The following is an 18,120-nucleotide window of genomic DNA, read 5'->3' on the forward strand; positions in this document are numbered from 1 at the left end:
CCGGTGCGTGAACCGGATGTCGGAAGACTACGGCCGGGCTGGCGACCGGGCGGAACACCCAGAATACTCACCGGTAATTGTGCGACTACTCAACTTCGTACGGTGACGCTACGGGCGCGGACGGATTCCGATCGATATGCTGCGCGGATGAGTCGATGGGAGTTCGTCGGCCGCACGGATGAGCTCAACCGCCTGCTGGAGGCGGTGACCGGCGAGGCCGGCCGCGGGCTCTTCTTCAGCGGCAGCGCTGGCATCGGCAAGAGTCGGTTGCTGCGCGAGGGCGTGGGCGCGTTGCCCACCGACCGGTTCGCGATCTGGTCCATCGCCGCCAGCGCCACCACGGCGGCGCTGCCGTTCGGCGGGCTGGTCCAGGTCCTCCCCGCCGAGCAGCCCCAGGGTCTCTCCCCCGCCGGCGTGCTGCGCTGGGCGCTCAACGTGCTGCAACAGCAGGCGGCCGGCCGACGGATCGTGCTCGCCATCGACGACGCCCACCTGCTCGACCCACCCTCGGCAGCACTGGTGCACCTCGTCGCCCGCGCCGAGAACGCCACAGTGGTCGGCACCCTGCGCGACGGCGAGCAGATCCCGCTGCCGATCCGCGCACTCTGGACCGACGACCTGGTCGAGCACGTCGAGCTGACCCCGATGCCCCAGGCGGAGACCACCGACCTGCTGGCGGCGATCCTGGGCGGCCCGGTCGACGCCGGTTCCGCCGACCGGCTCGGTCGGCTGTCGGCCGGCAACCCGCTACTGCTTCGCGAGCTGGTGCACGCCGCCAACGGCAGCGCCGAGTTGAAGCGCACGTACGGGATCTGGAAGTGGACCGGGCGGCTGGAGCTGGCGCCCAGCCTGACCGACCTGATCGACACCCGGGTCGGCAAACTCACCGACGGCGTCCGCGCTGTCGTCGAGCTTGTCGCGTTCGGCGAACCACTGGGTCTGCACCTCCTGAAGCAGGCTGCCGACCAGTCGGACGTGGAGACCGCCGAGGAACGCGGGCTGATCACCGTGGTTCAGCACGACCGGCGCACAAACGTCCGGCTGGCGCACCCGCTGTACGGCGAGGTGATGCGCCGGCGCTGCCCGGTCAGCCGCACCCGCCGACTTCAGGCACACCTCGCCGAGCTGCTCGAACAGGTCGGCAAGCGCCGCCGCGACGACCTGCTGCGGGTGGCCGTCTGGCGACTCGACTCGGGCACCGCACAGGATCCGGCCCTGCTGCTGGACGCCGCGGTGCAGGCGTTCACCCGCTACGACGTGCCGCTGGCGACCCGCCTGGCGCGGGCCGCGCTGAACGCCGACGGCGGCTACGACGCGGCGGAGCTGCTGGCCACCATCCTGATGTTCGCCGACCGACCCGACGAGGCGATCGACGTCCTCGACGCGGTCACTCCCGAGCCGGGCGACGAGCGGCGGCTCTGCCGCTGGCTGACCGTACGCGGCATGGTCAGCTACTGGGGGCTGAGCCGGCAGTCCACGGTGGAGGAGATCGCGAGCCGGGTCGAGCAGCTCAGCGACTCCGCCGACCGGTCCCGGGTGCACGCCTTCGAGGCGATCATGCGCCTGCACCGACTGGACACGGCCACCGCTGTGAAGCTCAGCCGACAGGTTCTGGACCGGCCGGCGGCCGGCGTCGCCGCCCGCGAGCTGGCCCGTTCCACAATCGCGTACGTCCAGGCCGCACAGGGCGAGCTGACCCGCAGCGGTACGGCGATCGCCCAGGTGCACTCGGCCGCGGCGAGCTGGCGCACCGACATGCCGTACCTCCAGTTGGCCCTGGAGCTGGCCCGAGGCACCCGACTCATGCTCACCGGCGACCTGGTCGGGATCGACGCGATCGTGGCCGACGAGTTCGCCGACCTCGCCGGAGCCGGCGACTTCCGCCTCGGCACCGGCTACCTGGCCATCCTCCAGGCGTACGCGGCCCGGCTGCGCGGGCAGAGCGATGCGGCCATGCGGACCTCCCTGGGCGCCTGCGCGGTGCTCGCCACCAGTCGGGTCTACGCCGGTCTGGCCCAGGCCGAACGCGCCCAGTCGGCGGCGCTGCGCGGTGACGCCGCCCAGGCGGTCGCGGCGATGGCCGAAGCCGACCGCACCCACGCACCGGGCATGGCGGTGCTCTACCCGTGGCTGGAGCAGGCTCGGGGCGCGTCGCTCGCCGCGTCGGGTGACCTGCCGGGCGCGATCAAACACCTCGGCGACCTGGTGGATCGGCTGCGCTCGGACGGCTTCGCCGGGCACGAGGTGCACGTCCTGCACGACCTCGTCCGACTGGACCAGGCGGGCATGGCGGTCGGGCCCACCTGCTCCGACGGTGGCCGGCGCACCGTCGCGCAGCGCCTCGCCGAGCTCTCCGAGCGGGTCGACGGGGTGCTCCCGCCGCTACTGGCCCGGCACGCCCGCGCCGCGGTGACCGACTCCCCCACCGATCTGCTCGCGGTCGCCGACGACTACGCCACCCTGGAGTTGACCGTGTACGCCGCCGAGGCCACCTCCCAGGCCGTCCAGCGGTTGCGCCGCCAACACTCGGCTGGGGCCAACGACGCCCGGGAGCGCCTCGCCGGGTTGCTCGGGCGCTGTGACCTGATCCGGACGCCGGCACTCCAGGCCGGTGCGCCAGTGCTCACCGAGCGGGAGTGGCAGGTGGCCCGCCTCGCCGCGCACGGCGCCCCCAGCCGGGCCATCGCCGAACGGCTCTACCTGTCGGCGCGCACAGTGGAGAACCACCTCCAACGGATCTACGCCAAGCTCGGGGTCACCGGCCGCGCCGAGCTGTGGGCGGCGTTGCGCTCTATCCCGGGCCACGACGGCGGCGACGCGAGCTGAACCTTAGGCTGGGGCGGTGAGCATCCACCGCCCCGCGCTCCTGACCGACCACTACGAGCTGACCATGGTCAGCGCGGCATTGAAGGACGGCACCGCCGACCGCCGGTGTGTCTTCGAGGTGTTCAGCCGCCGGTTGCCGAGCGGCCGCCGGTACGGCGTGGTCGCCGGGACGGCCCGGCTGATCGAGTTGATCCGCGACTTCCGGTTCGACCCCGCCGAGGTCGAGTTCCTGCTCCGGACCGGGGTGGTCGACGAGACGGCGGCGGCCTGGCTTACCGACTACCGCTTCACCGGCGACGTCGACGGGTACGCCGAGGGCGAGCTGTTCTTCCCCGGTTCACCGATCCTCACCGTCTCCGGCGGTTTCGCCGAGTGTGTGGTGCTGGAGACGCTGGCGCTGTCCGTGCTCAACCACGACAGCGCGGTGGCTGCGGCGGCAGCCCGGATGGTGACAGCGGCGCGGGGCCGGGCACTTATCGAGATGGGGTCGCGGCGGGCGCACGAGGAGGCGGCGGTGGCCGCAGCGCGGGCCGCGTACCTGGCCGGGTTCCGGTTCACCTCCAACCTCGCCGCCGGTGCGCGCTACGGCATCCCGACGGCGGGCACGGCGGCGCACGCGTTCACCCTGCTGCACGACGACGAGCGCGCGGCGTTCGCCTCGCAGGTCGCCACGCTGGGCAAGGACACCACGCTTCTGGTCGACACGTACGACATCAGCCAGGGCATCCGCAACGCGATCGCGGTGGCCGGCCCGGAGCTGCGGGCGGTACGAATCGACTCCGGCGACCTCGCGGTGATCGCTCAGCAGTCCCGGGAGCTGCTCGACTCGCTGGGCGCCACCGAAACCAAGATCATCGTCTCCGGCGACCTGGACGAGTACGCGATCGCGGCGCTGGCCGCCGAACCGGTGGACATGTACGGCGCCGGCACGGCGGTGGTCACCGGCTCCGGGGCGCCGACCGCCGGGCTTGTCTACAAGCTGGTCGAGGTCGAGGGACGGCCGGTGGTGAAGCGTTCCGAGCACAAGGCGACCATCGGCGGCCGGAAGGTCGCTGTCCGCCGGCACAAGCCGACCGGCACCGCCACCGAAGAGGTCATCGTTCCGCAGGGCGTTCCGGATCGGCAGCCCAACGACCGCCTGCTCCAGCAGTCGTACGTGGTCGCCGGTGAGCCGGTGCGGCTGCCCACGCTCGACGAGTCACGGGAGCACCTGCGGGAGTGTCTGATCTCCATCCCGTGGGAGGGGCTGAAGCTCTCGGCCGGCGACCCGGCCGTGCCGGTCACCGTCGTACCCGCTGGCTGACTCGATCACCGAGAGAGGAAACCCCCGATGGCCAACGCGCTGATCATCGTGGACGTGCAGAACGACTTCTGCGAGGGCGGCTCGCTGGCCGTCGCCGGCGGCGCAGGGGTGGCCGCCGGCATCTCCCGGTCACTCGCCTCCGAGCCGGACCGGTGGGCGCACGTCGTCGCCACCAAGGACTACCACGTCGACCCGGGTGCCCACTTCGGCGATCCGCCGGACTTCGTGGAGTCCTGGCCCCGGCACTGCGTGGTCGGCACCACCGGTTCGGAATTCCACAGGGAACTGGACACCGCCCGGGTCGAGGCGATCTTCCACAAGGGCGAGCACGCGGCGGCGTACTCCGGTTTCGAGGGGCATGCCGACGACGGCGAGTGCCTGGCCGACTGGCTGCGTCGACACGACGTGGACCGGGTCGACGTGGTCGGCATCGCCACGGACCACTGCGTTCGGGCGACAGCGCTGGACGCCGCCCGGGAGGGTTTCGCCACCACCGTGCTGCTTGAGCTGACCGCCGCCGTCGCCCCGGCGACCACCGATGTGGCCGTCCGCGCGATGGACGGCGCCGGGGTGATCATGCACGGCCAGCCTGTGATCAGGGCCGCATAGGGCGCTAATTGGTTGGCCAAGGGGCTGTCGCCGGTCGAAGATGTCGCCGGAGGTACGGACCCACGTGAACATGAAGCCTTACCGGCGGGCGCTCGCCCTGCCCGGCCTGCGGTCGCTGCTGTTGGTCGCCGTCCTCGCCCGCATCCCGCTCACGGCGACGGGGGTGACGCTCACCTTCCACGTGGTGCTCGATCTTGATCGGGGCTACGGGGCGGCCGGCCTGGTGGGCGCGGCCATCACCGTGGGTGCGGCGATCGGCGGGCCGCTGCTCGGCCGACTAGTGGACCGGCGAGGACTGCGCCCGGTCCTGGTCCTCACCGGGATCGCCGAGGCGATCTTCTGGTCCGTCGCGCCCTCGCTGACGTACCCCGTGCTCCTGCCGGCCGCCTTCGTGGCCGGCTCCCTGGCCCTGCCCATCTTCTCCGTGGTCCGTCAGTCGATCGCCGCGCTGGTCCCCGAGGACCAACGCCGCCCGGCCTACGCACTGGACTCCATGTCGGTCGAGCTGTCCTTCATGATCGGCCCGGCGTTGGCGGTGGCCCTGGTCACCGCGATCTCCGCGCAGACCACCATGTATCTGGTCGGTGGCGGCATCGTCGCCGCCGGGATCGCCCTGTGGCTGGTCAACCCGCCGATCCGAGGTGCTGCCGAGCCCACCGGCCCACGGCGCCGGGTGCCACGCAGGGAGTGGCTGACACCCCGACTGCTCGCCGTGCTGGCGCTCAGCGCCGCCGCGACTCTCGTGCTCGGTGGTACCGACGTGGCGGTGGTCGCCGTCCTGCGGGCCAGCGGCGACGTCGGCTGGACCGGCGTGGTCCTGGCCATCTGGGCGGTCGCCTCACTGGTGGGTGGTTTCGCCTACGGGGCCGTCCACCGCTCGTTCTCCCCGCTGGCACTGACCGGCGCGCTGGCCCTGTGCACAATTCCGGTGGGGCTGGGCGGTGCGCACTGGTGGCTGCTGTGCCTGGCGCTGATCCCCGCCGGCGCCTTGTGCGCGCCGACCATCGCGGCCGGCTCGGACACCGTCAGCCGCCTGGTTCCGGCCGAGGTACGCGGTGAGGCCATGGGTCTGCACGGCTCCGCGGTCACCGTCGGCATCGCGGTCGGCGCGCCGCTCGCCGGCGCGGTGATCGACGCCAGCGCGCCACTCTGGGGCTTCGTGGTGACCGGTGCGCTCGGCGCGCTGGTCACCCTGGTGGTGCTCCCGATCGAGTTGCGCCGCCGCAGCAACGCCGCCGCGGCCACCCCGCCGCCCGTCGAGGCCGACCTCACCCCCGCAGCCCACTGACGGCCGCCGCCGCAGCGGAACTGATTGGTCCCCGTCCCTTGCCGGTCGCCGCACGGCGCTGTGTCCCCAGGGCAGCCGGCAGGCATACCTGTTGGTGAGCCTGATGTCTGTGAGTCATCGTGATGATTCACAGACATCACGCTCACTAGGGACATGGCTTGCCTGGAGCCGAGCAGACGCCGAGCCAGGCCGGGCCGACGCCGAGCCAGGCCGGAGCTGCGGAACACGGCCGCCGGTAGACGGCGTGGAGCGGCCGGAACGAGGCGAGACGCGGGAGTGGCAGTGGCTGGACATGGCGACGGGCGCCGCTCCCGGGTGTCCCGGGGGCGGCGCCCGTCGTACTGCTGGGCTTGAGCGTCAGTGCCGGTCGACGTCGCTCGCGGTGTCCTCGCGGTAGCTGGCTCCGCCGTCCGACTCGCTGGTGAGCGGCTTGGCGCCACCCTCCGGCGGGCCGGCCAGGCTTTGGCCACCGGCCGCCAACTCCGGGAACTTCATGTCGAACGCCGGCCGCTCGGAACGGATCCGCGGCATCCGGTCGAAGTTACGCAGCGGCGGCGGGCTGCTGGTCGCCCACTCCAGCGAGTTGCCGTGACCCCAGGGGTCGTTCACCTCGACCACCGGGCCGGTCTTGTACGACTTCCAGCAGTTGTAGATGAACGGCAGCGTGGAGATACCGGTGATGAACGCGCCGATCGTGGAGATCGTGTTCAGCGTGGTGAAGCCGTCGCTGGGCAGGTAGTCGGCGTACCGGCGGGGCATGCCCTCGTTGCCGAGCCAGTGCTGCACCAGGAAGGTGGTGTGGAAGCCGATCATGGTGAGCCAGAAGTGCACCTTGCCCAGGCGCTCGTCGAGCATCCGGCCGAACATCTTCGGGAACCAGAAGTAGATGCCCGCGAAGACCGCGAACACGATGGTGCCGAAGAGCACGTAGTGGAAGTGCGCCACCACGAAGTACGAGTCCGACACGTGGAAGTCGATCGGCGGGCTGGCCAGCAGCACACCGGTGAGACCACCGAAGAGGAAGGTGACCAGGAAGCCGACCGCCCAGAGCATGGGCGTCTCGAAGCTGATCTGGCCCCGCCACATGGTGCCGATCCAGTTGAAGAACTTCATACCGGTCGGCACGGCGATCAGGTAGCTCAGGAAACTGAAGAACGGCAGCAGCACCTGGCCGGTGGCGAACATGTGGTGCGCCCAGACGCTCATGGAGAGCGCGGCGATCGCGACGGTCGCGGCGACCAGACCCTTGTAGCCGAAGATCGGCTTGCGGGAGAAGACCGGGATGACCTCGCTGATGATGCCGAAGAACGGCAACGCCACGATGTAGACCTCGGGGTGCCCGAAGAACCAGAACAGGTGCTGCCAGAGCATCGGCCCACCGGTTGCCGGGTCGTACACGTGCGCGCCGAGGATGCGGTCCGCGGCGAGCGCGAAGAGCGCGGCGGCCAGCAGCGGGAAGACCAGGATCACCAGGAGGCTGGTGACCAGGATGTTCCACGTGAAGATCGGCATCCGGAACATGGTCATGCCGGGCGCGCGCAGGGTCAGCACGGTGGTGATCATGTTCACCGCGCCGAGGATGGTGCCCAGGCCGGAGATGGCCAGACCCATGATCCACATGTTGGCGCCGACGCCGGGCGAGTGCTCGACGCTGCTCAGCGGCGCGTACGCGAACCAGCCGAAGTCAGCGGCGCCGCCCGGGGTGAGGAACCCGGCGGTCGCCATCGTCCCGCCGAACAGGTACAGCCAGTAGGCGAAGCTGTTCAGCCGGGGGAAGGAGACGTCGGGCGCGCCGATCTGGATCGGCACGATGTAGTTCGCGAACGCGAACACGATGGGCGTCGCGAAGAACAGCAACATGATCGTGCCGTGCATCGTGAAGAGCTGGTTGTACTGCTCGGGCGACAGGAACTGCAGCCCGGGTCGGGCCAGCTCTGCCCGCATGACCAGGGCCATCAGGCCACCGATCATGAAGAACACGAACGCGGTGATCATGTACATGATCCCGATTTGTTTCGCGTCCGTGGTTCGCAGCAGCCGCGCGAAGGCCGACCCCTTGACCGGCTCCCGGACCGGCCAGGGCCGGGTCACGACCGGCTTGGGTGCGACGGTGGTCACGAGTGGCCTCCGGTTCTCGGTTGTCCCGCTCGGCACACGCTGGTTATCGGCGGGCCGTCATCCGCAAGGAGGATAGTCCCCGGCAGGTCGCAGCGCCGCGTGGGGTGGCGTGACACGATCTACAACGGGGCTACAGCGGGCCGAGCAGAAGTCGGTAGTGATCCCCGAAGATCCGGTCGCCGCGTCCGCGCAGCAGCGGGTCGCGCAGCGCCGGCGGCACGTCCCTGGTCCGGTTGCGGTCCCGGGTCCGGTCCCGCACCCATCGGGTACGCGGACGGCGCCGACTTTCGTACGCCACGAGCGCCGCGTCCACGCTGTTGGCGGCGCGCAGCGACTCGGCCAGCACCACGGCGTCCTCCAACGCCATTGCCGCACCCTGGGACAGCGTCGGCGCGGTGGCGTGCGCGGCGTCGCCGACCAGCAGGACGCGGCCCCGGTACCAGCGGCCCAACTCCACCTCGTCGGTGATCCCGACGTGCACCTCGTCGAGGGCCGCCAGCACCTCGGGCACCGGGCCGCGGTAGTCGGCGAAGAGGTCCCGCAGCCGGGCCAGCGGGTCGGCTGGTTCCTCTGTGCCGGCCTCGTCGGCGTAGAGGTGCAGCCGCCCGGCACCGATCGGCACCATGAGGAAGCCGGAGCGCTGGCCGAGCAGCGCGGTCCATTCGGTGACCGGTGGCCCGTCGCGCAGGACGGCCCGGTAGACCACCTGCCCGACCGGGCGCGGCGGCCCACCGAGCGCGGCCAGGGCACGGACCGAGGAGCGTGGCCCGTCGGCGCCGATGACCAGGTCGTACTCCGTGGTGGTGCCGTCGGTGAAGGTGACGCCGACCGCGCCCGGGAGCAGGTCCAGGGTGCGAACCTCGGCGCCGTGTCGGACGGCGCCGCCGGCGCCGCTGAGCAGCACCCGGTGCAGGTCGGCCCGGGGGAGCGCCCGGCATTCGCCGACGCCGGCCCAGAGGGTGTCGAGGTCGACCTCGCAGAGTTGCGCGCCGGCGGCGTCGAAGAACCGCTGCCGGCGGATCACCTGCCCGATCGGCCGGACCGGGTCGTGCAGGTCGAGCCGGTGTAGTGCGCGGGCGGCATTGCCGGGCAGGTAGAGACCAGTCTCGGTGGACTCCCCCGGTGGCAGCTTGTCGGTGACGTCGGGCCGGAAACCCGCCAGGCGCAGCGCCCGGGCTACGGCCAGGCCGGCGATGCCCGCGCCGACGACGAGGATGCGCAGGGGGGAGCCACCCATGGTGGTGTACGCCTCCGGAGGGGGAACGGCACGCGTTGGAGGCAACACGCTACTCGGAGCGATCCTCGCACACCAGGCCCAATCGGTCCGCACCCCGACGCCCCTCGGCGACCCGCGCCGCTTGGCCGCCGTCCGTCGGCAACCGTCCGGCGGGGCATGGCAATCCTCACAATTCACCAGTTCGACCCGGACGGTTGCGCACCAGTTTCAGACATGTAAATGTGTCGTTGAGCGTGGGAGCGCTCCCGCACTGCCCCACCACATCCGGCGCCCGGCACGCGCCGAGTCAAGGAGTGTCATGAAACGTCAACTTCGGGCCCTGGCCGCCGCCGGGCTGCTGGTCGCCAGTTCACTGGTGGCAGTGGCCCTCGGCGGCAGCGCCTCCGCCGACACCCAGATCTGCGAGCAGTACGGCTCGACAGTCATCCAGGGCCGCTACGTGGTGCAGAACAACCGCTGGGGCACCACCGCCCAGCAGTGCATCAATGCCACAAACAACGGCTTCGAGATCACCACCCTGAACGGCAGCAGCCCCACCAACGGGGCGCCGACGGCGTACCCCTCGGTGTTCTTCGGTTGTCACTACACCAACTGCTCCCCCGGCACGAACCTGCCGATCCAGGTGAGTTCGATCAGCAGCGCCACCAGCAGCATCTCCTACCGCTACGTCAGCGGCGCCACCTACAACGCGTCGTACGACATCTGGCTGGACCCGTCGCCCAAGCGCGACGGGGTGAACCAGATGGAAATCATGATCTGGCTCAACCGGCAGGGTCCGATCCAGCCCATCGGCTCGGTCGTCGGCACGACGAACCTGGCCGGCCGCACCTGGGAGGTCTGGCGGGGCAGCAACGGCTCCAACAACGTCATCTCCTACGTCGCGTCGTCGGCGATCTCCAGCCTGAACTTCAGTGTGCTGGACTTCATCAACGACACCCGTAACCGGGGCGCGATCACCAACTCCTGGTACCTGACCAGCATCCAGGCTGGCTTCGAGCCGTGGCAGGGCGGCGCCGGCCTGGCGGTGACCTCGTTCTCGGCCAACGTCAACGGTGGCGGCCAGCCGCCCACCACCCCGCCGCCGAGCGGTGGCGCGAGCTGCGCGGTGAAGTACACGGCGAACTCGTGGAACAACGGCTTCACGGCCGACGTGCAGATCACCAACACCGGCTCCAGCGCGATCAACGGCTGGACGCTCGCCTACAGCCTGCCCGGCGGGCAGCAGGTCACCGGCGCCTGGAACGCCACGGTGAGCCAGAGCGGGTCGACGGTGACCGCCCGGAACGTCGGCCACAACGGGTCGGTCGCACCCGGCGGCACGGCCAGCTTCGGCTACCAGGGGTCGCTGAGCGGGTCGTACTCGTCCCCGAGCAGCTTCTCGCTCAACGGGGCAACCTGCTCCCGCTCGTGAACTGACGGTGGGGGTGCGACCATGCGGTCGCGCCCCCACCACTCAGAAGATCAGAGTCAGACGCGGGTGAGGCGTACGGCGTCGGCGATGACCAGGCCGGTGGTGTTGCTCCACCGGCTCACGCCGACCCGGTTGGCGTCTCCCGCCGGAAGCGTGAACGTGCCGAGAACCCGCCACTGCCCGCCGGTGGCCCGTTGGTCGACCCGAACGGTCTGGTTCCCGGCGCTTGTGGCGACGACGTACGGGGCGGCGCTGTTGTAGCCCGAGTTCGCCGGCCACCAGGCCTCGACCCGGTAGCTGGCGGTGGCCGGGACGTTGAACCGGTACCACGCGACATCGCTGGCGGCGACCGGGTCCGCGTACCGGTAGTCGGCGCCGTAGCGCTGACTGGAGTACGACGACACGCCCCAGTTGGCACTGGCGGTGAACCGACCGCTTGTGGTGTTGTCCACCGTCGAGGACCAGGCCGTGCCGCCGCCGCCGGCCATTCTCGCCGCCACGTCGGCGCGCATGACGTTCAGGTCGATGAAGGATGGGTCGATCTTGCCGGTCGTGCTGGTCTCCCGGTGGCCCCGGGCGTAGCTGCTGTCCCGGCCGAGCCGGGTGAGCACGGCGGCCGTGGCGGCGAGCGACGCGCTGTACTGCGCGCTTGTCATCTCCTGGCTGACGCCGTTGTAGTCGATCTCCCACCCGATCATCAGGGTGTTGCCGTCCCCCGCCGGGATCGGCCCGCTGCCGCCGCTGACGCCGGCGTGGTTGCACCGGCCGGCGGAGATGACGTGGAAGACACCGTTGTAGTCGACGAGCGCCTGGCACAGCGGGCCCGGCAGGTCGGACCGGCCGTTGATGCAGATGCCGAGCGCCGGGTGCGGGTTGCTGGCGCTGGAGGTCGAGGCGGTGTGGTGCCAGAGCACCCCGATCGGGTCGAAGGAGCCGGGTCGCATCCCGGTTGAGCCAGTCCCCCTCGACCACGACCTGGACCCCGGCGGCGCGCAGCACGTCCACCAGCCAGGGAATCGTCGCCATCAGGCGTCCCGAAGCAGGTCGGCGAGGCACTCGGCCTTCGGCGCGGCGCTCGCGGGGGCGGGTCGGGTGACGACGGTCAGCGCGGCGACCACCAGGGCGGGGATGCCGAGCACCCCACGGCGGGGCAGACGGATGGACGGGGTTCGGGCCATGGCGATCCTCCAGCGACGGCGGGTACGAACGGATCGACGAACGTGATGACGGGACGTTATACCGTCACGTACGTCGATGTCGATACCCTTCACCACTGCGTCGATGGCTGAAGGAATTCGCCGGTTCAGACCTCGCCGAGCGCGTCGATGTCGCGCATCTCCTCGGCCGTGAGGGAGAAGTGGAAGATGTCGAAGTTGGCGGTGATCCGCTCCGGGGTCACCGACTTCGGGATCACCACGATCTCGTGGTCGATGTGCCAACGCAGCACCACCTGTGCCGGGGAGACGCCGTGCGCGCTGGCGATCCTGGTCAGCACCGGGTCACTGAGATCGCTGGTCTTGAACGGGCTGTACCCCTCCAGCACCACGCCCCGGTCCCGGTGCTCGGCGTGCCGCTGCCTGTCGTACAGCGACGGGCTCCACCGGATCTGGTTGACCGCCGGGTTCTCCTCGGTGGACTGGATCAGCTCGTCGATCTCCGCGGTGCTGTAGTTGCTCACCCCGACCGCGCGAGCGAGGTTCTCGTCGCGGGCGGCGAGCAACTCGCGCCAGAGCGGGATGCTGTCCCCCGGCGACGACGGCGGCCAGTGGATCAGCCAGAGGTCGACGTACTCGACGCCGAGCGCCTCCAGGCTGGCCTCCAGCGTCGCGCGCTCCCGGCCCACCCGGTCCGGCGGGAGCTTGGTGGTGATGAAGAGATCCTCCCGACGCAGCCCGCTCTCCCGCACCGCCCGGCCGACCTCCCGCTCGTTGCCGTACACCGTGGCGGTGTCGAGGTGCCGGTAGCCGGTGTCGAGCGCGGCCAGCACGGCGTCGTACCCGGCCTGGCCGGTGGCCTGCCAGGTGCCGAAGCCGAGCAGGGGCATCCGCACGTCACCGGGGAGCAGGGCGGTGGGCTGGTCGGTGAGGTCCATGAGGTCCGTTCTACCCCGCCGCAGCCCCGACCGCCGAGCGAACCGGACACTCCGGCACCCAGCGGCTGGTCTTGGCCGGTACGCACTGGCAGACTCCGCATCGACGCGGTGTGACGGCGAGGAGCGACGTGTACCTGACCCACCTGGACTGCCCGCGCTGCGGCAAGGAGCACGCCGCCGACCGGTTGCAGAACCTCTGCGAGTGCGGTTCGCCGCTGCTGGCCCGCTACGACCTGCCGGCCGTGGCGAAGGCGGTCACCCCGGAACGCTTTCCGCTGCGCCCGGCCGACCTGTGGCGCTACCGGGAGCTGCTGCCGGTCGCCGACCCTCGGCACGTCACGACGCTGGGCGAGGGCTGGACGCCGCTGTTGCGCACCCCGGCGTACGGCGCCGAGATCGGCATCACGGACCTGATGGTCAAGGACGAGGGGCTGATCCCGACCGGCTCGTTCAAGGCCCGGGGCGCGGCGGTCGGGGTGAGCCGGGCCCGCGAGCTGGGCGTCGAGCGGATCGCGATGCCCACCAACGGCAACGCCGGGTCGGCCTGGGCCACGTACGCCGCGCGGGCCGGGATGGGCGCGACAATCGTCATGCCGCTGGAGGCGCCGAGCATCTGCCGGCGCGAGTGCGTCGCCGCCGGCGCCGACCTGCGTCTGATCGACGGGCTGATCGGCGACGCCGGACGGCGGGTGGCCGAGCTGATCGCGGAGTCGAACGGGGCGATCTTCGACGCCGGCACGCTGCGCGAGCCCTACCGGCTGGAGGGCAAGAAGACGATGGGGTACGAGATCGTCGAGCAGCTCGGCTGGCAGACGCCGGACGTGATCATCTATCCGACCGGCGGCGGCGTCGGCCTGATCGGCATCCACAAGGCGCTGCACGAGCTGCGCGAGCTGGGCTGGATCGGTGACAAGCTGCCCCGGCTGGTGGCGGTGCAGTCCACCGGCTGCGCGCCGATCGTGCGGGCGTTCGCCGCAGGCGAGGATCGGGCGCAGCCGTGGGCGGACGCGCACACCGTGGCGTTCGGCATCACCGTGCCGGCCCCGCTGGGCGACGAGCTGATCCTGGCGGCGCTGCGGGAGTCCTCCGGCACGGCCGTCGCCGTCGACGACGCGGACATCCTGGCCGACCTGCGGGACTTCGCCGCCCGGGAGGGGTTGCTGCTCTGCCCGGAGGGGGCGGCCTGCCTCACGGCGGCACGGCAACTGCGCGCCGGCGGGTGGATCCGGGCCGGCGAGCGGGTGGTGGTGCTCAACACCGGCGCCGGGCTGAAGTATCCGGACACTGTCGACGTCTCCGGCGTACCCCTGATGGGGTGACGTGGCAGCACCCCGCGGACCGGGCGGTCCGCGGGGTGCCGCCGTGCCGGCCTACTGGTAGGAGATGTCCGAGGGCGAGTAGAGGCAGTTGACGCCGTCGGCGCCCTCGCCGATCTCGGTCGGCTCACTGCCCTTCGGCACGCCCTTGTACTTCACGCAGATCGAGGTCTCCCGGTCCGGGTCGCCGACGATGGTGATCCGGCTGAACCGGGCGGTGTCGCCCCAGTTGGTGTTGATGCCGGCGATCGCGTCGGTGTTCTGGACGGTCACGTTGTCGATCACCACGTGCCGCTGGTACGAGGTGGAGCAGTTACCGCAGGCGCGGTAGAGCTTGCCGGCGTTCTCCACCCGGAAGTTCTTGATGTAGACGGTGCCCGAGCCGTTGTGCTGGAAGACCTTGTCACTGGCGGAGCGGGCCCCGCCGCCGTCGACGGTGTACGTGGTGCCGCCGCGGAAGGTCGCCGCGTCCTCGCCGACGTCCTCCCACCAGACGTTGATCAGGGTGCAGTTGCCCTCGCAGTGCACGCCGTCGCCGGCCGGGGCCCCGATGATGACGTTGCGCAGGGTGGCGCCGGCGGCCAGCTCGAACATCGGGTCCTGGCTCTCGCTCTGCCCGCCGTCACCGATGCCGTAGTAGCGCTTGAGCCCACCGTCGAACGTGCCGGAGACCGGGATCGTGGCGTCCACCTTCTGGCTGCCGGTGGGCGTCGGCCAACCAGCCGGCGGAGGTGTGGTGGTCGGCGGCGGAGTGGTCGTCGGTGGCGGAGTGGTCGTCGGTGGCGGTGTGGTCGGGGTGCCGCCGCCGGACGAGTCGACCACCACGTCGTCGAAGCCGCCGCTGGCGTACGCGGTGACCAGGCCGATCCGGCCGGCGCCGGCCAGGCTGTTGCTGCCGGACGCGATCTGGGTGCCGTTGACGAAGCCGCGGATGGTGCTGCCGCTGGTCTCGATGCGCAGGTTGTACCAGGTGCCGGCGCCGATACCGAGCGAGGCGGAACCGATGGCCGTGACGGAGCTGCCGTTGACCGCCTGGAGTTCGGCCCGGCCGGAGCCGAGCAGGGCCAGCCGGTACATCTTGGTGCTGCTGGTGGAGCGGGCGGCGAGCCCGACCAGGGCGCTGGACGAGCCGAAGCTCGTCGGCCGGACCCGGGCCTGCACGGAGTAGTTGGTCCAACTGGTCTGTCCGGCGAACTGCCGGGCCAGCTCGCTGCCGGTGTTGGACTGGTTGAGCACGCCCGACCCGTCGACGGTCCAGGTGCCACCGGACTTGGACCAGCCGGAGGTGTTGCCGTCGGTGAAGTCGTCGCTGAAGACGGTGGCCGCGAAGGCCGAGGTCATACCGGCGGCGAGGGCGGCCACTGTCACGCCGGCACCCACCGCCAGCAGGAGTGGTCGGCGGCCGGAGAGTCGTCTTTTCTGCACAGGTGTCCTCCTTGACGCATGTGGTGGTGATCCCGCGGCGGCCGTACCGAGACGTGTCGGCACGGCGTGCTGCGCTGAACGGGATCGGTGTGCGCCCCCGCCGGACGCCCGGATCCGAAGCGGGGTGAAGCGGGACCAAAACCCTGGGGAAAGGGCTTTCCCGATACTTCGAGGCTAGGACTGCGCAACCATAAACGTCAATGCCTGGCGTTTGCAGGTCTGTTGCAGGATTCCGGCCGGGACGGAACGCCGACCGATCAGTAGCTGTCCGGCTCGGTGATCCGCCAGGCCGCGTTGATCAACCCGATGTGTGAGAGCGCCTGCGGCGTGTTGCCGAGTTGCATCCCGGTGGTCAGGTCGATCTGCTCGCTGAACAGCCCCACGTCGTTGGAGTACCCGACGACCCGCTCGAAGAGCGCCTCGGCCCGCTGCTGCTCACCCGTCATCACCAGGCACTCCACCAACCAGAACGAGCACAGCAGGAAGCCGGCCGGGTCGGTCGTCCAGCGCCGCAGCAGGCCGTCCTCGGTGCCCAACTCGCGCTCGACCATCGCGATGGTCGAGCGCATCCGCGGGTCGGTGGCCGGCAGGAAGTGCGTGACCGGCAGGGCCAGCACCGAGGCGTCCAGCTCCGCCGATCCGAACGCGCCGGTGAACGCCCCGATCCGGTCGTTCCACCCCTCCCGCAGCACTGTGTCGCGGATCTCGTCACGCACCCGGGCCCAGCGGCCCGGGTCGGCCCGATCGCCGAGCCGGTCGGCGAGCCCCACCGCCCGGTCCATCGTCAGCCAGCAGGACACCTTGGACGAGACGTAGTGGCGCTCCTCGTCGCGGGTCTCCCAGATGCCCCGGTCCGGCAGCTGCCACGTCGCGGCCACCTGCTCGGTCAGCCCGAGAACCATCTCCCGCAACTCGTCCTCGAACCTCACGCCGAGGTAGTCGCGCAGCCGCCACACCGCCGACATCACCTCACCCGGCACATCGAGCTGCCGCTGCCGCCACGCGTCGTTGCCGACCCGCACGGGTCGGCTGTCGCGGTAGCCGCGCAGGTGGTTGCAGTGGTGCTCGGAGATGTCCCGCTCGCCCTCCACCCCGAAGAGCACCGGGACCGGCTCATCGCCGAACCGGCCGATCGAGCGGGTCGCCCAGGCGAACAGCCGGGACGTCTCGTCGGGGCAGGCCGCCACCCAGAGCGCCCGCATCGTCAACGAGAAGTCCCGCAGCCAGGAGTACCGGTAGTCGTAGTTCCGGTCGCCGCCGATCTGCTCCGGCAGCGAGGACGTCAGCGCGGCGGCGACCGCGCCACTGCGGGCGTACGTGAGGCCGGTCAGGACCGTCGCGCTGTGCTTGACGAGTTCGGGGTAGCGGCCGGAGTACCCGTGCGTCTCCCGGAACGCCTGCCACGCCTCCGTGGTCTCGGCGAGGGTGGTCAGCGGGTCCACCCGGGCCGGCGGCTCGCCGTACGCCTCGCCGAACGCGAGGTCCATCCCGATCACCTGACCGGCGGAGACCTCGAACTCGTGAGTCACCCGGTCCCTGCCCGCCCGCAGGTGCAGACCCCCGGCGCGCAACATCAGCACCACCGGGCCGGCGCCGGCCAGCACCCCGCCGTCCGCCTGCTCATGCAGGTATGGCGTGAGCAGGCCGTACTCCGGGCGGGGCGCGAAGTCCAGCGCCATCCGGACCCGCCCGGACAGCCCTTCGACCACCCGGATCAGCACGGCGGGCGAGTTCTTGCCCAACTCGTGAGCGCGGGCGCCGACCTCCGCGGCCAGCGCGTCGGTGACCGCCACGCTGCCGTGCGGCGTGTGGTGCACCGTCCGCAGCACCAGCGTGTCCGGCAGGTACGCGCGCTCCACCCGGTAACCCGGGCCGCCGACCCCTACCGGCGCGAGCCGAAAGTGGCCGGCTCCCGGGTCGAGCAACCGCGCGAACACGGACGCCCCGTCGAACCGGTGCGGGCACCACCAGTCGATCGAGCCGTCCTTGCCGACCAGGGCACCCGAACGAGAGTCCGAGAGGAACCCGTAGTCGGAGATCTGCGGCTGCTGCTCCACCCGCCGGGGGTACCCGCATCGGCCCCAATCAGGCCGGAGGCGATCACTCGGTCGGTGGCTCGTCCTCGCCCGCCGCCTCGGCCGCGTCGGCCTCTTCCTTGGTCTTGTGCACGGCCTTGTCGGCGTGCTCCGGTGGCCCGTAGACCGTGTACAGCACCAGCGGGTTGGGGCCGGTGTTGACGAAGTTGTGCTTGGTGCCGGCCGGCACCACGACCAGGTCGCCCGCGACGACCTTCCGCTTGGCGCCGGCAACTCGGGCCTCGCCGACGCCGCTGACGAAGGTCAGGATCTGGTCGATGTCCTCGTGCACCTCCTCGCCGATCTCCCCATCGGCGGGGATGGTCATGATGACCAGCTGGGTGTGCTCACCGGTCCACAGCACCCGCCGGAAATCCGGGCTCTTCTCGGCGACAGTCGCGATAGTGAAATGCTCCATGT

Annotated in this window: 14 protein-coding genes; 6 read left to right on the forward strand and 8 right to left on the reverse strand. The window is 71.0% G+C overall.

Going from position 1 to position 18,120, the window contains the following annotated elements:
• Positions 1-147 precede the first annotated feature (147 nt).
• Genes IW248_RS19505 through IW248_RS19520 form a run of 4 tightly spaced genes read left to right on the forward strand, consistent with a single transcriptional unit; the run spans position 148 to position 6,026 of the window.
• The gene (locus tag IW248_RS19505) at positions 148-2,826 is read left to right on the forward strand and encodes a LuxR C-terminal-related transcriptional regulator (protein WP_196928137.1); all 2,679 of its coding nucleotides are present in this window, start codon (positions 148-150) and stop codon (positions 2,824-2,826) included.
• 16 nt (positions 2,827-2,842) lie between these two features.
• Entirely contained in the window at positions 2,843-4,129 is a 1,287-nt protein-coding gene (locus IW248_RS19510; protein ID WP_124820634.1) for a nicotinate phosphoribosyltransferase, read from the forward strand.
• Positions 4,130-4,156: 27 nt separating this feature from the next.
• Positions 4,157-4,738, forward strand: a complete 582-nt coding sequence (locus tag IW248_RS19515) for an isochorismatase family protein (protein ID WP_196928138.1) — start codon at positions 4,157-4,159, stop codon at positions 4,736-4,738.
• Positions 4,739-4,778: 40 nt separating this feature from the next.
• Complete coding sequence (locus IW248_RS19520) at positions 4,779-6,026, forward strand: MFS transporter (protein WP_196928139.1); 1,248 nt, start codon at positions 4,779-4,781, stop codon at positions 6,024-6,026.
• A 357-nt stretch (positions 6,027-6,383) separates the two neighbouring features.
• On the opposite strand, the gene ctaD is transcribed toward IW248_RS19520, so the two are convergent.
• Both ctaD and IW248_RS19530 read right to left on the reverse strand, forming a co-directional pair.
• The gene (ctaD, locus tag IW248_RS19525; protein WP_196928140.1) at positions 6,384-8,144 is read right to left on the reverse strand and encodes an aa3-type cytochrome oxidase subunit I; all 1,761 of its coding nucleotides are present in this window, start codon (positions 8,142-8,144) and stop codon (positions 6,384-6,386) included.
• Between the two features lie 130 nt (positions 8,145-8,274).
• Complete coding sequence (locus tag IW248_RS19530; protein ID WP_196928141.1) at positions 8,275-9,381, reverse strand: FAD-dependent monooxygenase; 1,107 nt, start codon at positions 9,379-9,381, stop codon at positions 8,275-8,277.
• 298 nt (positions 9,382-9,679) lie between these two features.
• Between IW248_RS19530 and IW248_RS19535 the strand changes: the two genes are divergently transcribed.
• Positions 9,680-10,792 carry a glycoside hydrolase family 12 protein gene (locus IW248_RS19535; protein ID WP_196928142.1) on the forward strand — a complete coding sequence of 371 codons (1,113 nt, stop codon included), beginning with the start codon at positions 9,680-9,682 and terminating at the stop codon, positions 10,790-10,792.
• Between the two features lie 56 nt (positions 10,793-10,848).
• Here IW248_RS19535 and IW248_RS19540 read toward each other — a convergent pair whose 3' ends face one another.
• The 3 genes from IW248_RS19540 to IW248_RS19550 all read right to left on the reverse strand — a co-directional run bounded on the left by IW248_RS19540 (position 10,849) and on the right by IW248_RS19550 (position 12,884).
• Positions 10,849-11,736: a golvesin C-terminal-like domain-containing protein gene (locus IW248_RS19540; RefSeq protein WP_231396358.1), complete on the reverse strand. Its 888-nt coding sequence runs from the start codon at positions 11,734-11,736 to the stop codon at positions 10,849-10,851.
• A gap of 81 nt (positions 11,737-11,817) precedes the next feature.
• Positions 11,818-11,970, reverse strand: coding sequence for a hypothetical protein (locus IW248_RS19545; RefSeq protein WP_196928143.1), 153 nt, complete (start codon positions 11,968-11,970; stop codon positions 11,818-11,820).
• A 125-nt stretch (positions 11,971-12,095) separates the two neighbouring features.
• Positions 12,096-12,884 (reverse strand): aldo/keto reductase, encoded by a 789-nt coding sequence (locus IW248_RS19550; RefSeq protein WP_196928144.1) that lies wholly within the window; start codon positions 12,882-12,884, stop codon positions 12,096-12,098.
• Between the two features lie 128 nt (positions 12,885-13,012).
• Between IW248_RS19550 and IW248_RS19555 the strand changes: the two genes are divergently transcribed.
• The gene (locus tag IW248_RS19555) at positions 13,013-14,203 is read left to right on the forward strand and encodes a threonine synthase (RefSeq protein WP_196928145.1); all 1,191 of its coding nucleotides are present in this window, start codon (positions 13,013-13,015) and stop codon (positions 14,201-14,203) included.
• 51 nt (positions 14,204-14,254) lie between these two features.
• Here the strand turns inward: IW248_RS19555 and IW248_RS19560 are convergent, their stop codons facing one another.
• From IW248_RS19560 to IW248_RS19570, 3 genes are all read right to left on the reverse strand, one after another.
• Positions 14,255-15,625: a pectate lyase gene (locus tag IW248_RS19560; protein WP_196928146.1), complete on the reverse strand. Its 1,371-nt coding sequence runs from the start codon at positions 15,623-15,625 to the stop codon at positions 14,255-14,257.
• 257 nt (positions 15,626-15,882) lie between these two features.
• Entirely contained in the window at positions 15,883-17,682 is a 1,800-nt protein-coding gene (locus IW248_RS19565) for a glycoside hydrolase family 15 protein (protein ID WP_196928147.1), read from the reverse strand.
• A 43-nt stretch (positions 17,683-17,725) separates the two neighbouring features.
• Complete coding sequence (locus IW248_RS19570) at positions 17,726-18,118, reverse strand: cupin domain-containing protein (protein WP_091397116.1); 393 nt, start codon at positions 18,116-18,118, stop codon at positions 17,726-17,728.
• Positions 18,119-18,120 lie beyond the last annotated feature (2 nt).

The sequence above is a fragment of the Micromonospora ureilytica genome (genome assembly GCF_015751765.1).
Lineage (GTDB): Bacteria > Actinomycetota > Actinomycetes > Mycobacteriales > Micromonosporaceae > Micromonospora > Micromonospora ureilytica.

Excerpts from the sequence above, each read along its gene's own strand:
- IW248_RS19505 (WP_196928137.1), top strand. The coding sequence starts at position 148 with ATGAGTCGATGGGAGTTCGTCGGCCGCACGGATGAGCTCAACCGCCTG.
- IW248_RS19515 (WP_196928138.1), top strand. The coding sequence starts at position 4,157 with ATGGCCAACGCGCTGATCATCGTGGACGTGCAGAACGACTTCTGCGAG.
- IW248_RS19520 (WP_196928139.1), top strand. The coding sequence starts at position 4,779 with ATGTCGCCGGAGGTACGGACCCACGTGAACATGAAGCCTTACCGGCGG.
- IW248_RS19530 (WP_196928141.1), bottom strand. The coding sequence starts at position 9,381 with ATGGGTGGCTCCCCCCTGCGCATCCTCGTCGTCGGCGCGGGCATCGCC.
- IW248_RS19535 (WP_196928142.1), top strand. The coding sequence starts at position 9,680 with ATGAAACGTCAACTTCGGGCCCTGGCCGCCGCCGGGCTGCTGGTCGCC.
- IW248_RS19540 (WP_231396358.1), bottom strand. The coding sequence starts at position 11,736 with ATGCGACCCGGCTCCTTCGACCCGATCGGGGTGCTCTGGCACCACACC.
- IW248_RS19545 (WP_196928143.1), bottom strand. The coding sequence starts at position 11,970 with ATGGCCCGAACCCCGTCCATCCGTCTGCCCCGCCGTGGGGTGCTCGGC.
- IW248_RS19550 (WP_196928144.1), bottom strand. The coding sequence starts at position 12,884 with ATGGACCTCACCGACCAGCCCACCGCCCTGCTCCCCGGTGACGTGCGG.
- IW248_RS19570 (WP_091397116.1), bottom strand. The coding sequence starts at position 18,118 with ATGGAGCATTTCACTATCGCGACTGTCGCCGAGAAGAGCCCGGATTTC.